16 protein-coding genes are annotated in these 18319 nt (G+C 62.4%); 8 read left to right on the top strand and 8 right to left on the bottom strand.

Going from position 1 to position 18319, the window contains the following annotated elements; genetic code table 11:
• Positions 1–1955: 1955 nt before the first annotated feature.
• Positions 1956–3254 (bottom strand): FAD-dependent oxidoreductase, encoded by a 1299-nt coding sequence (locus WCJ41_RS04170; protein WP_336904572.1) that lies wholly within the window; start codon positions 3252–3254, stop codon positions 1956–1958.
• A 130-nt stretch (positions 3255–3384) separates the two neighbouring features.
• Positions 3385–4263, bottom strand: coding sequence for a mechanosensitive ion channel family protein (locus WCJ41_RS04165; RefSeq protein WP_336904571.1), 879 nt, complete (start codon positions 4261–4263; stop codon positions 3385–3387).
• An 812-nt stretch (positions 4264–5075) separates the two neighbouring features.
• On the opposite strand from WCJ41_RS04165, the gene WCJ41_RS04160 reads away from it, so the two are divergent.
• From WCJ41_RS04160 to uxaC, 3 genes are all read left to right on the top strand, one after another.
• Positions 5076–5255, top strand: a complete 180-nt coding sequence (locus WCJ41_RS04160; protein WP_336904570.1) for a hypothetical protein — start codon at positions 5076–5078, stop codon at positions 5253–5255.
• Positions 5256–5379: 124 nt separating this feature from the next.
• Entirely contained in the window at positions 5380–6297 is a 918-nt protein-coding gene (locus WCJ41_RS04155; RefSeq protein WP_336904569.1) for a homocysteine S-methyltransferase family protein, read from the top strand.
• An 11-nt stretch (positions 6298–6308) separates the two neighbouring features.
• Entirely contained in the window at positions 6309–7754 is a 1446-nt protein-coding gene (gene uxaC, locus WCJ41_RS04150) for a glucuronate isomerase (protein ID WP_336904568.1), read from the top strand.
• A gap of 130 nt (positions 7755–7884) precedes the next feature.
• Here uxaC and WCJ41_RS04145 read toward each other — a convergent pair whose 3' ends face one another.
• Complete coding sequence (locus WCJ41_RS04145; RefSeq protein WP_336904576.1) at positions 7885–8553, bottom strand: transporter; 669 nt, start codon at positions 8551–8553, stop codon at positions 7885–7887.
• Positions 8554–8684: 131 nt separating this feature from the next.
• On the opposite strand from WCJ41_RS04145, the gene WCJ41_RS04140 reads away from it, so the two are divergent.
• The 3 genes from WCJ41_RS04140 (at position 8685) to arsJ (ending at position 11506) form a co-directional block, all read left to right on the top strand.
• The gene (locus WCJ41_RS04140) at positions 8685–9041 is read left to right on the top strand and encodes a metalloregulator ArsR/SmtB family transcription factor (protein WP_336904567.1); all 357 of its coding nucleotides are present in this window, start codon (positions 8685–8687) and stop codon (positions 9039–9041) included.
• 192 nt (positions 9042–9233) lie between these two features.
• Positions 9234–10277, top strand: a complete 1044-nt coding sequence (locus WCJ41_RS04135; RefSeq protein WP_336904566.1) for an ArsJ-associated glyceraldehyde-3-phosphate dehydrogenase — start codon at positions 9234–9236, stop codon at positions 10275–10277.
• Positions 10277–11506 (top strand): organoarsenical effux MFS transporter ArsJ, encoded by a 1230-nt coding sequence (gene arsJ / locus WCJ41_RS04130; RefSeq protein WP_336904565.1) that lies wholly within the window; start codon positions 10277–10279, stop codon positions 11504–11506. Before WCJ41_RS04135 ends, arsJ begins: the two co-directional genes overlap by 1 nt.
• Positions 11507–11544: 38 nt before the next feature.
• Here the strand turns inward: arsJ and WCJ41_RS04125 are convergent, their stop codons facing one another.
• The 5 genes from WCJ41_RS04125 to WCJ41_RS04105 are packed head-to-tail and all read right to left on the bottom strand — an operon-like array spanning position 11545 to position 16498.
• Positions 11545–12426, bottom strand: a complete 882-nt coding sequence (locus WCJ41_RS04125; protein ID WP_336904564.1) for a sugar ABC transporter permease — start codon at positions 12424–12426, stop codon at positions 11545–11547.
• Positions 12427–12479: 53 nt separating this feature from the next.
• A complete protein-coding gene (locus WCJ41_RS04120; protein ID WP_336904563.1) occupies positions 12480–13757 on the bottom strand; it encodes an extracellular solute-binding protein in 1278 nt (425 codons plus the stop codon).
• An 18-nt stretch (positions 13758–13775) separates the two neighbouring features.
• The gene (locus tag WCJ41_RS04115) at positions 13776–14573 is read right to left on the bottom strand and encodes a carbohydrate ABC transporter permease (RefSeq protein ID WP_336904562.1); all 798 of its coding nucleotides are present in this window, start codon (positions 14571–14573) and stop codon (positions 13776–13778) included.
• Positions 14570–15709 carry a sn-glycerol-3-phosphate ABC transporter ATP-binding protein UgpC gene (gene ugpC, locus WCJ41_RS04110; RefSeq protein ID WP_336904561.1) on the bottom strand — a complete coding sequence of 380 codons (1140 nt, stop codon included), beginning with the start codon at positions 15707–15709 and terminating at the stop codon, positions 14570–14572. The genes WCJ41_RS04115 and ugpC overlap by 4 nt, the downstream gene beginning before the upstream one ends.
• Positions 15710–15715: 6 nt before the next feature.
• Entirely contained in the window at positions 15716–16498 is a 783-nt protein-coding gene (locus WCJ41_RS04105) for an SDR family NAD(P)-dependent oxidoreductase (RefSeq protein WP_336904560.1), read from the bottom strand.
• A 139-nt stretch (positions 16499–16637) separates the two neighbouring features.
• Between WCJ41_RS04105 and WCJ41_RS04100 the strand changes: the two genes are divergently transcribed.
• Together WCJ41_RS04100 and WCJ41_RS04095 are read left to right on the top strand one after the other, a co-directional pair.
• Positions 16638–17495: a DeoR/GlpR family DNA-binding transcription regulator gene (locus tag WCJ41_RS04100; protein WP_336904559.1), complete on the top strand. Its 858-nt coding sequence runs from the start codon at positions 16638–16640 to the stop codon at positions 17493–17495.
• Between the two features lie 21 nt (positions 17496–17516).
• On the top strand, positions 17517–18317 hold the full coding sequence (locus WCJ41_RS04095; protein WP_336904558.1) for a BtpA/SgcQ family protein: 801 nt from the start codon (positions 17517–17519) through the stop codon (positions 18315–18317).
• Positions 18318–18319: the final 2 nt, after the last annotated feature.

The following is an 18319-nucleotide window of genomic DNA, read 5'->3' as shown; positions in this document are numbered from 1 at the left end:
CGCCTCCGGTGATGACGGCGGTGTTTCCGGGCTTGATGGCGGGATGGCTCATGTGGGGCTCCTGATACATGTAAAACAGCGTCGTGGACGGAGGTTAGCGCCTCGCAATGGGCTACGGGGGCGTAAAACGAATGGGAGGCCGCAGTCAGCCGGTCAGCAAGATGGTGAACCACCCAACGTTGGTTGTCCAAGACTGATACATCCCCACGTTTAGAACGCAATTTCAACGATATACGAGTTCGCATCTTTATTCCGCATGGTGCGCCAACGAACTCCAATATTGAGACACCCACTTCCATCTTTATGCTTCCCGGAAATGGGAATTGAGATGCGCCTTGGGCGCTGCTCGTTGAAGACGACCGACTGAGTCGACTGATTGTCGTCAGCGCGGCAGGGTCAGCGTCTCTCAGCTGGCACAAATCAAGTCGATGTTTGGTTATTCTGAGATCGCTGCGCGATGCGCTGATGTCGCTCGGGGTATGACGGAGGGTGGCCCCGATGCCCGTGATGCCCGGGCGCCGGAAGGCGGGCAGGTGATCGGCCGAAGGTGCGTGGCGGGTATTGCCTTTCTGCTGCTCAGAGCGGTCCCTTTGCTCAGTCTCGCACGTTGCTCTTCTCGGCCACCGAGCCAGCATCTGGGCTTGGCATCATGAGTGCCCAAAGATGTCGCTCGTCGGTACCAAGCACGCTCACGGAATGAAATGCCAAAGGGAAGTGAAAGTTTCCGGGTGAATTCTACGCCGCCCCCAAGAACGGTGGCTTGAGGGACTCCCAGGAATCCATGTGAATGTGGGATCGAACCGCCTTGAGCCTCAAGCACGATAATAAGTACTATAGTAGATCTCATATATTTAGCAGATTTTATATATGAGCCTCTTGAAATTAATACGTATGAATAAGCGTATCTACGCATAGGTGCTTACCGCAAAATAGTATATGATCTTTCATATCGAAGCCGACAGGAGACTAAGGTGATGTCATCATCGTACCTCGAAGCAGATCTTAGCTTACTTGCATCGACTATCAGGGCAAGGCTCCAGCGACATCGCTCCCATCGGCTGAAGGTTTATGCCTACAAGTGGTTGGATACGGCTCTCGGTCAATTACAGCCCTTTGCACTGACACGACTTGGCCTCGGCCGCAAAATCATGAATATCGCATACTCGAATTGCCATAGACTTTCCGAGATAGCGAGTGGGCTTGGACGAGAATCGCCAATTCAGCGCATGGTTTCTGTTGAACAGGGCGTTGATGCCATCGTCGCCCGGGTCGGCCGGTAGTCACGACAACAACGACCTCCTGACATTGCCCGCCAGTGCTCGGAAGGCGGCCCGTGGCAACCATTCTACTCTGCTGCCAGTGCCGGCGGCGCTCCGCTTGAGAGAGTCAAGCGATACTGCGTGGAGAAGGGTCTTTCCTCACCGTGCTCGCGGACGGGGATTCCAGACACTGATAACCGATGAAACACGAACTCAGCCAACGCGAACTTGAGGTACTGAGACTGGCGGCTAGCGGCCTTACGGCAAAGCGAACGGCCAATGTCCTCGGTGTAAGCGAATCCGCCGTGGCCATGTATCTGGCAAAGGGCGAGCGGAAACTGGGTGCGCAGACAAAGGCCCATGCCGTGGCAATCGCCACGGCCCTGGGGCTCATCGGAAAGGCAGACAAAAGAATCTTATAGCCAGGATCTCCGCCGGCACGGCTATGTGATGCTGGGCTCGCCGCCATGCCGACTTCGACCGTGGCGCCGAGCGATCCGTTGCGCACAATGCCGATCAGGGCTGGACGACACGATCGCCTTCATGAAAGGCCCACTCAATCAGGGCGGCGTCACTGCAGACGGCATTCAATCTCCGTCAGGCCGCAGGCAACCTTCCTCCGCATGCAATACGCCTCGGGGACGGCCATTGAACTGAGCTACCTCAGGCCCAAGGTCGCGGCGGGAAGATCGAGGACTAAAGTTCAGCAGCGGCCCTTGACCGGTCGAGCGCGAAGCTGAGAGCCACGCCCATTCGCAGGAATGGATCGGGGGGCAGCACACCCGGCTTTTCCATGGACAACGCCACGCTGAGCAGTTTGTCCTGTTCACCCAGCGCCAACCGTGCGGCCAGACGGCCTAGCATGCTCAAGCGCGAAACGCCGTTGCCATTGCAGCACCCTGCCAGAACCACACCGGCATGCACCTGGTCGAGCAGGAAGCGGTATCCACGGCTGCCTGCCATGGTGCCAGTCCAGCTGTATTCCAGGTCGGCCTCCGTCAACCACGGGAACCTTCGCTGCAAGGCGATCATGTGGGTGGGGCGACGCGCGCTCACGTCCGCCGCTGTCAGGCCCTCGGGCCGGTATTCAACGGTGTTGCGGATCAGGATACGCCGGTCGACGGTGAGGCGCGCTGTCGTGCCTCCCTTGATCGGGCAGAGCACCGCCCAGGCCGGTGGACGACCGATGCGCATGTCTTCTTGCGGTGTCAGCGGGCGCGTCAGGCTGGCGGTGAGCGCCAGCGGCATCATCCGGTATTTCTTGTAGCCGAACCGCGGCAGGAACGCATTCAACGCCAGGATGACGCGCGACGCCTTGATGCGTCCCTTGGCAACGTCAACCACCGCACCACCGCCTGAAGTCGGCTGAAGGCCAATGGCTGGCGTGTTTTCATAAAGCTCCACACCAGCCGGCATGGTGTCGACAAGGCCTTTGCTGAACTTGGCGGGTTGCAGGAACCCGTTGCCACCACCGCCGATCCACAACGCCCTGGAATAGAAGCCGGTGCCGAAGCGCGTCCGGCAGTCATCGGCCTCGAGAATACGCGCGGTGGCGCCGACCCGGGTGAGGACTTCGGCATAGGCTTCGACCTTGCCCAAGCGCTCACCCTCATGGGCGGCATAGAAAAAACCATCGGCTCTGAAATCGCAGTCGATGCCGAGGGTGTTGACCAGGCGTTCGTTCTCCAGCGCACCGGCCCTGTCGATTTCCGTCTGGGCCAGAAATGTCGCCATGGCCTCGGCGGAACCTTCTGCTCCGAACTCGGGCAAATCATAGCCAACATTGAAGCCCGAGTTTCTGGCGGAAGCACCTTGCGCAATGCGCTGTGCATCGATGAGGATGATGCGGTCGTTCGGCCGGCGCCCGGCAAGTTCACGCGCGGCGGAAAGCCCCGTGAACCCGCCGCCGACGATCAGCCAGTCCGTCTTCTGTTCACCAACGAGTTCCGGAAACTGCCGATACGATCCCGCCTGCGCAATCCATCCGCACTGCATGGCTGCCGTACACCCTTGTCCGTTTCATTTGAGACCAAGATGTAGCGCAGGCGATCTTTGCAGCCAATGGCGCATATGTGCCAGTGACAGCTATTCACGCCAGGCGCAGTCGCTCGGCAATTCAATGGCTTCAGGCAGTTGCGCTCGGATTGCTGGTGGCGCTTGTCGAGTGGTTGGTTATGACGCCACTCCAGACCGTATTGTTGGGAACAATCATGGTCAGCCCATCATCCTTCTCGATCACGGTGCTGAAAATCGTGACAGACTTCACCTTGCCCTTGATGCCCGAACCGATTTCGACGACATCGCCGACGTCGAAAGGCTTGTTCACCATGATCAGCAGGCCGCTCGCAAAGTTGCTGAGCGTGCCTTGAAGAGCAAAGGCAACAACAAAGCCGGCAGCGCCCACCGCTGCAAGGATTGGGGACAGATTGAACTCCAGTGCCGACAGTCTGAGCAGAACACCAAAGAAGACGATTGCACGACCCGACATCGAAACGACGAAGTCACGCAGCAGATTGGATGAGACATTGGTCACGCTCATCACGCGCCGGAGAATCCTGCGGACGATCCACGCGACAATCAGTGCACCCAGCACATAACCGAAGAAAATGCCGAGGTTCCGCGACCAGCGCAATCCGCCCTCGTCAGCGACAAGCCAGGCCTTGGTCCGCGCCCAGGTCGCCGTCTGGTCAGAGACATCGATCTTGAAGCCACTGAGCGACAAGATGTACTGGCGACACTCGACCGGATCCCCACCCTTGAGTTCCCACTTGTCGAGGACCAGCTTCAAACGGTCGGCGAGTGCTGTCCGCTCGCTTGTCAGCTTGGTGCTGAGATCCACGAGAGCCACCTTGACGTCGGTCTTGGCCCCGGTTGCCTCACTGGCCTTCGCAGAAAGCTGTTCAACCTTGGAGGACGTCTGATCGGCTGATGTTGCGGCTGCAGAACTCTCTCCGGAAGCCGCAAGTAACTTGACGGCATCTGCCGCCGAGGCATCCTTCGCCATGGAGGTGGCGGCTTCCGGGTCACTGCCAGGTTCGGCAGCTTTCTGCGCCACTGAGGCAGCCACGACATCCGTGACGTCGCTGGTCTTTCCAGCCTCCTGGCTCGCGGCGGACGAGACCTTTGCGGCCTCGGCATTTTTGCACTGGCAACGCTCGCTGCCGCTGTCGCCTGTTCCTGATCACTGGCTGCCTGCTTCTGGGCAGAGTCCACCGTCTTGGCGAGGTCCTGCTGCGCCGCCGCAAGTCGTTCTGCCGCAGCGGTCTTCTCAGCTGCTGTCACGTCCGCGCTGTCCTGCTTGGCTTTCGCTTCCTGGGCAGCTTGCGCCAGCACCTCTCCAGCAGCCCTTTCCTTCGCCAGCTGCGCGATCTCGCGGTTCTTGCGGTGCACTGCCAGCTCGGCCAGGCTGATTTCGCTGACCTTGGCGCAGAGCAAGGCGAACCAGGCCTTGGCCTCGGTTTCCATTTCGGCTCGTGTCTTTGGCTCCAGCATGATCTCGAGATCGTCAAGCGCCACAGCCGGATCAATGGTCGTGGTCGGCGCTGGCTCAGGCGCCGGAGCTTCCTCCGCCGAGACAGCCGACGGCGCCGCCGGGCTGTCTGCCCTGGAACTGCTGATGGCTGGTGCCAGCATCAGTATCGCGCAAAGTATTGCAGACAGTGGGACAGGATTACGCGGCAACAGATCAGTAAAAACCCTCGCAACCTGCTTTGCCATGCTCACTCTCCCACCCTGCGTTGAAGCGTCTGGTGATATGCCGAGGCAAAATGTGCAAGCCAGCCAGTCACGCACCTTCGAACAGGGCGAGGCGGGTGAATGGTGGTTGCAGCTGGCGATGCCCTCGCATGGAATGCGCCGCGGACCACGTTCCATGTGGTGCGGCCAGATGGCTGCATCGCGTTTCGCTGCGACGCCAACCCGGGCCAGTTGTCCGATGTCGGACAACTCACGGTCTGGCTGATCGATAACGTCGCTGGCTCGCTCGCCGCTGAGTGACCGTGATGATGGTGATCGAAGTGCCGTGAAGCACGCCGAGGGTGCACAAGAGTTCAGCTCGCCTTGAACATCCGAGTTTCGTATAGAATATTGAACAGCAGCACACAGGGTCCGGAGACTTTTCATGTCGGCAAACTACAGGCTACTCGCTGAAAAACTATCCCGCGGTGAAACCATCATTCTGGACGGTGGAACCGGAACCGACATCCAGAGGCGTGGCGCGCCGATGAGTGGCGAGACCTGGTGTGCGGAAGCCAACCTCACGCATCCGGAGATCGTCAAGGCTGTCCACCAGGATTACATCAAGGCAGGTGCGGACGTCATAACGGCCAATACTTTCGCCTCAAGTGCGCTCGTCTTCCATCACCTCGGACGCGACCATGAACTCGCGGCTGTCGACAACGCCGCCGTCCGCGTGGCCAAGGAGGCCGCGAGCGGAACCCAGGTTGCCGTGGCAGGTTCGATGTCGACGATGCGGCCGATGGCCATCGGGTCTGATCGCAATGATCTCTCCCTTGGCTGGACAGAAGCAGAGGCACGCCAGCTGTTCCGCAACAAGGCCGCGATCCTCAAGGATGCCGGTGTCGACTTCATCATGATGGAACTGATGCGCGACACCGACTACGCCGTCTGGGCCTCTCAGTCCGCGCTGGAGACCGGTCTCCCGGTCTGGATTGGCATATCGACGGAGCGCGATGCCGATGGCACGCTCCGCGGCTGGGGCCGCGCGGACTGCCTTTATGAGGACATCGTGGCGGCGCTTGCCGCGCTGAAGCCCGACGTCATGTCCGTCATGCACACCTCGCCCAACGATACGGATGAAGCCATCAGCATCCTGCGCAAGCACTGGAGCGGCCCGATCGGCACCTATCCGGAATGCGGCTACTTCCAGTCGCCCGACTGGCTCTTCATCGACGTCATTCCGCCCGCCGTCCTTCTCGACAAGTCGCGCGACTGGCAGAGCCTGGGCGCCTCGATCTTCGGCGGCTGCTGCGGCATTGGGCCTGAACACATCGCCGTTCTTGCGGAGGAGTTGCTCTAGATATTGCCGGAATGAATACGGACGAACAGAATGAGGAGATTCCGAGCTTGGGAACACTTGCTTTGCATCCAGACCGGCTGTTTCCGCCAGATGCCGGGGTTCGCGCGATAGCGCGTCGACTTTACGCGTCCGTTTCAGATCTCCCCATCATATCGCCGCACGGCCATACCGATCCGAGGTGGTTTGCGACGAATAAGAATTTCAGCGACCCTGCAGCGCTGTTCGTCGCACCCGACCATTATGTGTTCCGCATGCTCTACTCTCAGGGCGTTCCACTGGAGAGGCTGGGCATCAGGCGGCGGGATGGCGAGCCCGTGGAAGCTGATCCGCGCAAGATCTGGCGACTCTTTGCGGAGCACTTTCATCTGTTCAGGGGAACCCCGACCCGCATGTGGATCGAGCAGTCCCTGCACGATACCTTCTCCGTTCGGGAGCGGCTCACAGCCGAAAGCGCAGACCGCATATACGACCAGGTCAATGACCTTCTGGCGCGCCCGGCATTTCGGCCGCGGGCACTCTTCGAGCGCTTCAATATCGACGTGATCGCAACGACAGATGCTGCCCTGGACGACCTCAGCCACCACGATGCCATAAGGCAATCCGGCTGGAGCGGCCGCGTGGTTCCGACCTACCGCCCCGATGCCGTGGTCGACCCAAGCCGCAAGGGTTTCGCTGCCGATGTTGAGGCCTTTAACGCCATTGCCAGCGCGCCCATGACATGGGCGGGCTACCTCGAGGCTCATCGGTCCCGCCGCCACTACTTCAAGAGGCGGGGCGCGACTGCGAGCGATCACGGACACCCCACCGCCCGGACGGCCAACCTCGACCGCGTGGCCGCCGAGCAGCTGTTCAGCCGGGTCCTGAGGCCCGATGTCAGCACCGAGGACGCAGAGCTGTTCCGGGCCCTGCTTCTGACCGAAATGGCGCGCATGAGCCTTGATGACGGCCTCGTCATGCAGCTGCATCCGGGCTCCTTCCGCAATCATAATTCCGCGCTGTTCTCGGCGTTCGGTCCTGATATCGGGGCCGACATACCGACCCCAACCGATTACGTGCATGCATTGAAGCCGTTGCTCGACGAACTGGGCAATGACCCACGGCTCACACTCATTCTCTTCACGCTGGATGAAACAGCCTATAGCCGGGAGCTGGCGCCGCTTGCCGGGCACTACCCCGCGCTCCGCCTTGGCCCGGCGTGGTGGTTCTTCGACAGCCCGGACGGCATGCGCCGCTTCCGGGAACTGACAACCGAGACTGCAGGCTTCTACAACACCGTGGGCTTCAACGACGACACGCGCGCCTATCTCTCCATTCCGGCCAGGCACGACATGGCGCGGCGCTGCGACTGCTCGTTCCTCGCGAACCGGGTCGCCGAGCACAGGCTTGACGAGGCTGAGGCCCAGGTGCTTGCCGCAGACCTCGCCCATGGGCTGGCGAAGCGAAGCTACAGGCTGTAGCGCTGCTCTCTTAAAAGTTTGCGACGCAGGCGCGGGCGGATGAACGGCCCAGATTGTTGCCCTGACGTCTGCTCTGCGAGTGACGTCACAAGCTCAGCAAGAGGCCTCGGCAAGATACGCCGTCGAGGAGTTACAACGCTTCCTCGATCAGCAAGAGACCAAGGAAGCCGACAAAGAACATGGCCGAGATCAGCGGCGTGTCTGGCTTTTCATGCGCGTCGACAAGCAGCTCCTCAGTCACCAGGTACAGCAGCGCCATCAGGCCGAAGGCCAGGAAGCCTATGATCCAGTCAGGCGGCAGATGCCCGACGGGTGTCGCCAGGAAGGATCCCAACGGCAGCAGCAACGCCAGGCCGACGGTCACCGCCAGCACCTTGATCCGTGAGGAAACGACCTCGGAAAGCTCGGTCGTGAGTGTGAGCCCCAGGAACAGGACTTCCAGCGTCAGGGCAAAGGCCAGCAGGAAGCCGGCCTTTTCGCCCGCGAGGAAGGCCAGGCCGAGGACGACGCCATCGACGAACAGATCGATGCCAATGGCAGACAGCATGCCCGCCGGACCCTTCCAGCTCTCCTCGAGTTTCTTGATTGCCAGCATGGTCGCAACACCCAGCATGCCGCCAATGGCGGTGGGGATGATCGCACCCTCATGCTTCACCTGCGGCAGGATTTCGGCGGCCGCGGCAGCGAAGACGACGCCCGCGGCGAAGTGCTGGATTGCCGATGACAGCCCTTCGCCTGGCCGCCGCCACAGCGCAATGAGCGCGCCGATGAGCACCGCCACGACGGGGATGAAAGGAATGACGGCGTTGGCCGTGAGCCAGGCCGGAGCGTTCACCAGCAATGATTGTTCCACGATGTCCCCCTGCTGCGGCGGATAGGATAGCAGCTCGTCAATTGACTGTCACAAAACCCGTCGATAATTCTCGACAGATGAAACCAGATCTCGCCATCGAAGCCTTCTCCGCCCTCTCGCAACCTACCCGGCTCGAGGCATTCCGGCTGCTCGTGAAACAGGAGCCGGATGGCCTCCCTGCAGGTGAGATCGCCCGGAGGCTCGACGTTCCGCATAACACCATGTCGACCCATCTCGCCATTCTTGCGCGGGCAGGGCTCGTCTCGGTGGAGCGCCAAAGCCGCACCATGATCTATCGGGTCGAGCTCAAGACGATGCGGAAGCTTGTGATGTTCCTGCTCAAGGACTGCTGCAACGGCCAGCCGGAGCTATGCGCACCCCTCATCGACGAGATTTCCAAGTCCTGTTCGAACTCGGGAGCATGCTGTGAATGAGCGGAGCTACAATATCTTCCTCCTGTGCCAAGGCAGCTCTGGACGTTTGATCGTCGGAGAGGAAGTCCCGAACAAGGCCGGTAGCGGCAGATCCACAGCCTTCAGCACGGGAAGCCACCCTATCGGTGCCGTCCAACCCCATGATCTGGGCATGCTCCACCAACAGCACCACACGAAGTGACGGAGATGACCATGCGCGTCGGGATCAACGGAATGGGCCGCATCGGGCGGCTGGCCCTGCGGGCAGCCCTGGGAGCAGCCGAACGCGGTGACGATGATCCGCGCCGTGGCAACCGGTTTGACGTCGTCCACCTCAACGAGATCAAGGGAGGAGCTCCCGCCACAGCACATCTTCTCGAGTTCGACTCCGTGCAGGGGCGATGGCGCGCCAGCATCAGCTCCGAAGGCGAAGACACCATTCGCATCGGCGAACGAAAGCTCGGATTTTCTGCCCTGCCCACTGCCGCCGACATTCCATGGGGAGACTTGGGTGTCGACGTGGTGCTCGAATGCAGTGGCAAGTTCCTTAACCACGCAACACTCGATGGTCACCTGAAGCGCGGGGCCAAGCGGGTCATCGTTGCGGCGCCTGTCAAGGAGCCAGATGTTCTCAACGTCGTGGTCGGTGTGAACCATCATCTCTATGATCGCGCGAAGCATCCGATCGTTACGGCGGCATCCTGCACCACCAACTGCCTGGCACCCGTGGTCAAGGTCATTCACGAGGCGCTTGGCATTCGCCATGGCCAGATCACCACGATCCATGATCCGACCAACACCAACGTGGTGACCGACGCACCCCACAAGGATCTTCGCCGGGCCCGCTCCGCCATGTTGTCACTGCAGCCAACGACGACGGGCAGTGCGACGGCGATCGCCCTCATCTACCCTGAGCTCAAGGGCAAGCTTGACGGCCATGCCGTGCGGGCGCCCGTGCTCAATGCCTCGCTCACCGACTGTGTGTTTGAGCTTTCACGCTCAACCACGAGGGACGAGGTCAACGCCCTGTTCGCTGATGCCGCCAGGGGGCCGCTCGCCGGTATCCTTGGCTATGAGCCGCGACCGCTGGTGTCGATCGACTATGCGCGCGACACGCGCTCTTCCATCATCGACGGGCTGTCAACGCTGGTCACCGACGACACGCTGCTCAAGGTCTATGCCTGGTACGACAACGAGATGGGCTATGCCTGCCGCATGGTCGATCTCGCCTGCATCATCCGCGAGGCCGGGATCTGATGACGCCCGGCGCACGCAACTACGCCATTGTCACGGCCGCCTACTGGGGCTTCACCCTGACCGACGGCGCGCTGCGCATGCTGGTGCTGCTGCATTTCTTCCACCTGGGCTATTCACCCTTCGTGCTGTCATTCCTGTTCCTGCTTTATGAAGCAGCAGGGATCGCGGCCAATTTCATCGGCGGTTGGCTTGCCACCCGCTTCGGCATCACGCGGATGCTGACAGTCGGGCTTTCCACCCAGATTACCGGCTTCCTCATCCTCTCCTCCCTGTCGCCCGAATGGTCGGCCGCCGCATCAGTAGCATGGGTGGTGCTCGCGCAGGGCATTTGCGGTGTTGCAAAGGACCTCACCAAGACAGCCTCCAAGTCGGCCATCAAGCTGGCCGAGAAGGAGGCCCGCGCCGAGGACGCGGAAGGCCGGCTGTTCCGCTGGGTCGCCTGGTTCACCGGCTCGAAGAACGCCATGAAGGGGCTGGGCTTCTTCCTCGGCGGCGTTCTCCTCCAGCTGCTGGGCTTCCGCTACTCATTGTGGCTGATGGCGCTGATGCTGGCGCTGGTGCTCGTGGGCGTCGTGCGTTCGCTGCCGCCGATGATGGGAAAGAGCAAGGCAAGTTCCTCCGCGCGCGAGCTGTTCGGCAAGTCGAGGGCGATCAACCTCCTCGCGGCGGCCCGCATCTTCCTGTTCGGTGCGCGCGACGTATGGTTCGTCGTGGGCGTGCCGGTCTTCCTCTATGCCAATGGCTGGACCTTCACCATGGTGGGCGCCTTCATGGCGCTATGGACGATCTTCTACGGCCTCACCCAGGCCTCGGCCCCCTCGGTCATCAGGCGGAGCCCTGACGGCCTCACGGCCGAAGTTCCGGCGGCGCGCCTGTGGTCCGCGATGCTCGCGCTCGTTCCAGTTCTCATCATCCTCGCACTCGCAGCCAACACCCCGGTTCAGCCCGATATCATTCTGGTCGCAGGCCTTGCCGTGTTTGGGGCGGCCTTCGCCATCAACTCATCGGTGCACTCCTACCTGATCCTCGCCTATGCGGGTTCCGAGAAGGCAGCGGAGGACGTGGGCTTCTACTATGCCGCAAACGCGGCCGGCCGCTTCACGGGAACGCTTCTCTCAGGACTGCTGTACCAGTGGGGCGGCCTAGCGGCTTGCCTTGCCGGGTCGGCGCTGATGTTGGCGGCGTGCTTTGCCACCACGCTGATGCTGCCGCTGTCGCGAGAAGGCTGAACGTTCCACGATACGCGACGCGCAGGTTCCTCTGCCGTCTACTTGTTGCGCTCGAGAAGGGCGAAGAACACGACCGTCATCGCCAGCACGATCAGCAGCAGCATGAAGGAGGCGGTTGCACCCTCGTTCAGCGAGAGGCCAAGGAAGGCGCGGCGATAGGCGAAGAAGCTCAGGACCTCGGTGGACGTGCCCGGGCCGCCGCGGGTGAGCACATAGGGCAAGTCATAGGTTCGGAATTCGTTGATGAGCTGGATGACGACCGTGATCATCGCCACCGGGCGCAGCATGGGGAGCGTGATGTTCCAGAACTGCTGCCAGGCATTGGCGCCGTCAACCTCGGCTGCCTCGTAGGGGTCCTTCGGCAGCGAGGCGAGGCCGGCGGCAAGAATCAGGATCACGAAGGACACCTGCTGCCAGATGTCGATGCCTGCCATGGTCCACAGCGCCAGATTGGCATTGCCCAGCCAGTCGACGGGCGCCCCACCGAGGCTTTCGATCACGTGGTTGACGATGCCGAGGTTGGGCTGCAGCAGCATGCGCCAGATCAGCGCCACGCTGACCGGCGACATGGCCATGGGGATGGTAAGGAGTGCAAAATAAACGGGCTTCATCTTCACCGTGCGGTTCAGCATCAGCGCGATGCCGAGGCCCAGCACGAATTCGCCAGCGACAGTGACGACGGAATAGATGACGGTGAGCCACGTGGCGCCCCAGAAGCCGGGGTCGGACATCACCGTGATGAAGTTGTCGAGGCCCTTGAGCGGCAGGAGGTCGGGGTGCAGCAGCGTCTGCGAGGACACCGACATAACCAGCGCATAGACGAGCGGGAAGCCCATGACGATGGCGAGCGCGGAAAAGCCGGGCAGCGCGAAGGCCCATCCCGTTCTCCATTCCCGTTCCTGCCGCCTGAACCAGTCCATGGGCTGCTTTCAAAGAGGAATGGCCCGGGCGCTGAGCCCGGGCCATTGTCTGCTTACTTCTTCATGAGGTCCGAGAGGCCGTCGGCTGCTGCCTTGAGCGCGTCCTCGGGCTTGGACTGGCCACCGGCTGCGTTCTGCAGCTGCGTGCCGAGCACGTCCTCATACTGGGCCGAGTAGGTGAAGATCGGGAAGGACTTGCCGCCTTCGACCACCGCCATCGCATCCTTGTAGTAGGGGTACTTCGCCAGCACGTCGGCGTTCTCGTAGACGGCGGTCTGCACCGGTGCGTGGCCCTGCAACGCGCGCTTCACGGCGATCTCCGGGCTCTGCACCCACTGGATGAACTTCCAGGCGGCGTCCTGCTCCTCCGGCGTCGTGTTCTTCGGGATGCCCCAGCCCCAGCCGCCGCTTTCGCCGGCACCGCCGGGCATGGGCGCGAGCTTGACCTTGCCCGCCACCTTTGCGCACTTCTCGGCATTGTCGAGCTGCGGCAGCATCCACCAGTAGGTGACCATGGAGAAGGCCTCACCCGAACACATCAGGCGCAGCGTGTCGTCCAGCGTTGCCGACAGCGCGCCTTGCTGGGCGCCGTTGTTGATGTTGTCGCTGTAGAGTGCGAGCGCCTTTGCACCCTCGGGGCTATTGAGCGTGACCTCGCCCTTGTCGTTCACGTAGCTGCCGCCGGCCGAGAATAGGTAGTTCGAGAACTCCATCGCGTTCGGGTCGCCGCGCTGGCCCTGCATGGCGGCACCCGCAACACCGGCGTTGGCCTTCATGAACTTCGAGATCTGCACATATTCGTCAAGCGTCGCCGGCATGGCGAGGTCCTTACCGAACTGCGCCTTGTAGGCGTCCTTCAGCTTCTGGTCCTCCAGCAGGTCGGCGCGGTAGATCAGCCCCATCGAGTAGTTGTACATGGGGATGAGCGAGGTGCTGGTGGGCGTGCCGCCGAGCAGCGTGAAGGTCGACGGGATGAAGCCCGCCGTGTCGAACTTCGACTCCGCAATCATCGGCGAGAGATCGGTCAGCCAGCCGGCCTTGGGAAATTCGCCGGCCCACAGGAAGTCGACCTCGAGCAGGTTGTATTCGCTCTGCGGTGCGGTCAGCTGCGGCACCAGCTTGTCATGCATGTCGCCATAGCCGACCTTCTCGAACTCGACCTTGATGCCAGTCTGCTTCTCGAAGTCGGGCAGCAGCGTCTCGATGATGTGGGTTTCGGGCACGTCCTCCATGAGGGCGCGCAGCGTCACGCCTTCGGCGTGCGCGATGCTCGAGGTGGCGGCGAGCCCCAAAAGGCTGGCGGCGGCAAGCACGGAACTGAGTTTCAACATGTTTCCTCTCCTGTTTTGCTATTTGACAGAGCCAAAGGTGAGGCCCTGTACGATGAACCGCTGGATGAAGCGTGACGCGATGATGAGCGGCAGGATGGCCAGCACCACCCCCGCCGAAACCTTGCCGATCTGAATGCCGTTCGATGTCTGCAACGAGGCGAGCGCCACGGGGATGGTGGCGGTCTTCGAGCCCGTCAGCACAAGCGCGAAGAGGAACTCGTTCCACGACAGGATGAAGCCCAGCACGCCCGCCGCCGCGAGGCCGGGCAGCGACACCGGGATGACGATGCGCCAGAAGGCGCCCCAGGCGGTGGTGCCATCCGTCATTGCCGCCCATTCGAGATCAACTGGAATGCCCTCGAAGAAGCCCATGAGAATCCAGGCGAGGAAGGGAATGTTGAGCGCGGCATAGACGATGGTGAGGCCCGTCAGCGATTGCGTGAGCTCGACCGAGCGCAATATGGCGAAGGCCGGCAGCACCAGGGCGACGGGCGGCAGCATCTGCAGCGAGAGAACGAGGAAGCGACCGAAGCGGCCACCGGTCTGGAAGCGTGCGAAGGCATAGCCCATGGCAGCGGCAAAGGGCAAAGCGAGGATGACAGAGCCCAGAGCGACGATGATCGAATTCAGGTAGAAGGTTCCAAAGCGCTTCTGGCCGAACAGGCCCTGATAATTCTCCAGCGAGAAGGCGGGAAAGACATCGGTGCTGTAGGCCATGCTCTCGGGCACCAGGCTGGTGCGCAGCACCCACAGCGGCGGCAGCAGGATGAGTGCCACCGCGAGCCACAAGCCGGCATGGAGCCCGATGCGTTTCACGCGTGCCTCCGGAGCGGAGATGCCGCAGCGCGCGGGCGGGGGATCACCTTGCCGCTCTCCGGCGAGAACAGATGCATTGGCATCAGATCGGCGTGCAGCGTCACCATCTCGCCCGCCTGTGCGCTGTAATGGCGCGTCAGGCGTGCGGCGATGGGCTTCTCCGATCCGGCGATGCGCCCGATCACGATGTTTTCAGGCCCCAGCGCCTCGACGGCCTCGACCTGCAGCACGATGGGCACAGAGGCATCACCGGTGGGGCCTGCATGAAAGTCCTCGCTGCGCAGCCCGAAGGTGACGGGCTTGCCGACCCATGGTGCATAGACAGCGCGATAGGCGGCGGGGATGGGAAGGCTGAGACCGTCGGTGACGAAGCTGAGGCCATCGCCCTCCGCCACCAGGCGGCCGGCCAAGAGATTCATCGGCGGGCTGGCAAGGAAGCCCGCCACGAAGGTATCTGCCGGATTGGCATAGACCTCGAGCGGCGGACCCTGCTGGATGAGGCGGCCATCCTTCATGATGAAGATGCGATCGCCCATGGTCATGGCTTCGACCTGGTCATGGGTGACGTGCACCGTGGTGCGGCCAAGCTTGCGGTGCAGGCGCACGAGCTCCAACCGCATCTCCGCGCGCAGCTGCGCATCGAGGTTTGACAACGGCTCGTCGAGCAGGAAGGCCTGCGGATCACGCACGATGGCGCGGCCCAGCGCGACGCGCTGGCGCTGGCCGCCGGAGAGGGCCGAGGGCTTGCGCTGCATCAGCGGCGTCAGGCCCAGAAGCTCGGCGGCCTGCTTCACCTTGGCATCGATCTCGTCAGCCGGCGTGTGGCGCATGCGCAGGCCGAAGGCCATGTTCTGCCATACGTTCATGTGCGGATAGAGCGCATAGGACTGGAACACGACCGCGATGTTGCGGTCACGCGGGGCCACGTGGTTGACGACCTCGCCATTGATGAGGATGTCGCCCGCGGTAATGCTTTCAAGCCCGGCAATGGAGCGCAGCAGCGTTGACTTGCCGCAGCCCGATGGCCCGAGGAAGATGACGAACTCGCCGTCCTCGATCTTCAGATCAATGTCCTTCACCCCGGCTGTCGAGCCGGGATAAATCTTGCTGACCTGCTTGAGTTCAATGGAGGCCATGACACCTCATGTCATGTAAACCCCGCCGGTGACATTGATGCCCTGCCCCGTCATGAAGCGCGCGCTGTTGGAGCACAGGAAGACGACGACATCGGCTACGTCCTCCGGCGTCTCGAGGCGGCCCAGCGGCGTTGCGGCGACATAGTCATCGACCACGCGCTCTGGGGTCACGCCACGCAGCTTCGCTTCCCATTCAATCTCCCGCGTCTGCATGCCGGTCTTGACGAAGCCCGGGCACACGGCGTTGACGCGGATGCCCTTGGGGGCGAGCTCGCGGGCCAGCCCCTGCGTCCAGCCCAGCACGGCGAACTTGCTGGCCGAATAATGCGCCAGCAGCGGAGCGCCCACCTTGGCGGCGAGCGAGGCGGTATTGACGATGGTGCCGTGGCCCTGCGCCACAAAGCGGCGCGCCGCGATCTGGTTCGACAGGAACACGCCGCGGGTGTTGACGTCGAAGTTGAAGTCCCACTCCTCGTCGGTAAGCTCCAGCGCATGCTGCATGGTGGAGACGCCGGCATTGGCGCACAGGATGTCGATGCCGCCGAAGGCCTTCTCTGCCGCGGCGAAGGCGCTCTCGACCGCCTCGCGCTTCCTGACATCGATGGCGAAGGCAGCACCGCCGATTTCGGCCGCCACCTTCTCCGCTTCCGTAAGGTTGAGGTCGCAGACGGCGACCCGGATATTCTGGCGGGCGAGTGCGCGGGCGATGGCCCGGCCGATGCCGGTGGCCGCTCCCGTGACGATGGCGCGGCGGCCGGACAGTTCAGGGAAGGACGGGCTCGAGGACACGGGGCTGCACTCCGGATACGGGCTGGTCTGGTCACTATAGGTCCACAAAAACGAACATGGCAATCCGATTTTTGTTTGAGTTTGTTTGAATTGAGTCATAGACTAGACCCTGAAGCCGCAACGCCGCACACGGACTCACATGGCATCGCAGGACGCAGGACAGGAGCGCCAGCCCGGGCAGAAGCCCGCGGGTGCCCGCGCCCGCATGCTGCCGCAACTCCGCCATGCGCATATCCTGTCCACCCTCGCCGCCCAGGGGGCGGTGCAGGTGAGCGTCATTGCGCAGGAACTCGGCGTCTCCGACATGACGGTGAGGCGCGACCTCATTGACCTCGAGGCGGCGGGCAAGCTCACCCGCACCTTCGGTGGTGCGCTCGACAGCGGCGCGGGGCGGCAGACGCCGGTCGACCGCGACGAACCGCATTTCGAGGCCCGCATGCAGCGCCAGCGCGCGGCGAAGGAGGCAATCGCCGCCACTGCCGCAGCGCTTGCCAGGGGCTATCGCACCATCGCGCTCGACGTGGGCACCACCACGCACCTGCTGGCGCGGCGTCTTGCCGGGCAGCCCGAAGCCAAGCTCTTCACCAACAGCCTGCGCATTGCCGAGGAGCTTTCATCCGAGGTGCCGGAAGTCTATGTGCCCGGTGGGCGTGTGCGCGCCGGTGAACTGTCGATCGGCGGCAGTGCCGCCGTCGCGCATTTCCAGAACCTGTGGTTCGACATCGCCTTCATCGGCGTCTCCGGCATCACACCCGCCGGCATCTTCGACTATTCCTTTGAGGATGCGGAGCTGAAGCGCGTCTACCTGCGCCGCTCAGGTCTCAGCGTCGTGCTGTGCGATGCCTCGAAATTCGAGCGCATGTCACTCGTCCACATCGCAGCACTGCGCGAGTTCAACGTGCTCGTCACCGATGCCGCACCGCCGCCACTTCTCGCCGCCGCCCTTGGCGAGGCCGGCGTACGCACCGAGATCGCCGCCCCTTCCACCCCTTCATGATCCGATTGCAGGAGCTGACAGATGGTTTTTGATTTTTTTGGCACGAAGAAGAAGGTGATCATCGCCATGGCGCATATCGGCGCCATGCCGGGCTCGCCGCTCTATGACGAAAAGGGCGGCATGCAGAAGCTGATCGACGGCGTTGCCGCCGACATCGAGAAGCTGCAGGCCGGTGGCGTCGACGCCATCATGTTCGGCAACGAGAATGACCGGCCCTACCTGCTCAAGGCAACGCCGGAATCAACCGCCGCCATGACTGCCGTGGTGGCAGCGCTGAAGCCGATGATCACGGTGCCCTTCGGCGTCAACTATTTGTGGGACCCGACCGCGAGTGTCGCCATCGCCGCCGCCACGGGCGCGCAGTTCGTGCGCGAGATCTTCACTGGCGTCTTCGCCTCCGACATGGGCGTGTGGGCGCCTGATGCCGCAACGCCGGCGCGGCTCCGCCGCAACCTCGGACGGCCAGACATGAAGCTCCTCTACAACATCAACGCAGAGTTCGCGCATTCCCTTGACGAGCGCCCCATCGAGTTGCGCGCCCGCAGTGCGGTGTTCTCGTCTCTCGCCGACGCCATCCTCGTCTCAGGCCCGGTGACGGGCGAGCCCGCTGACAGCTCGCAGCTGAAGCGCGTGTGCGAGACGGTAAAGGACGTTCCCGTCTTCGCCAACACCGGCGTCAACCTCGACAACGTGAAGGACACGCTGGCGCTCGCCAGCGGCGTGATCATCGGCACGCATTTCAAGGTGGATGGCATCACCTGGAACGCCGTCGATGAGGCGCGCGTGAAGCGCTTCATGGACAAGGTCGAAACGCTGCGCTGACC

The sequence above is a fragment of the Aestuariivirga sp. genome, from assembly GCF_037139295.1.
Taxonomy (GTDB): domain Bacteria; phylum Pseudomonadota; class Alphaproteobacteria; order Rhizobiales; family Aestuariivirgaceae; genus Aestuariivirga.
The sequence above is the reverse complement of the archived record's forward strand: the minus strand, read 5'-3'. Positions and strand labels throughout refer to the sequence as shown.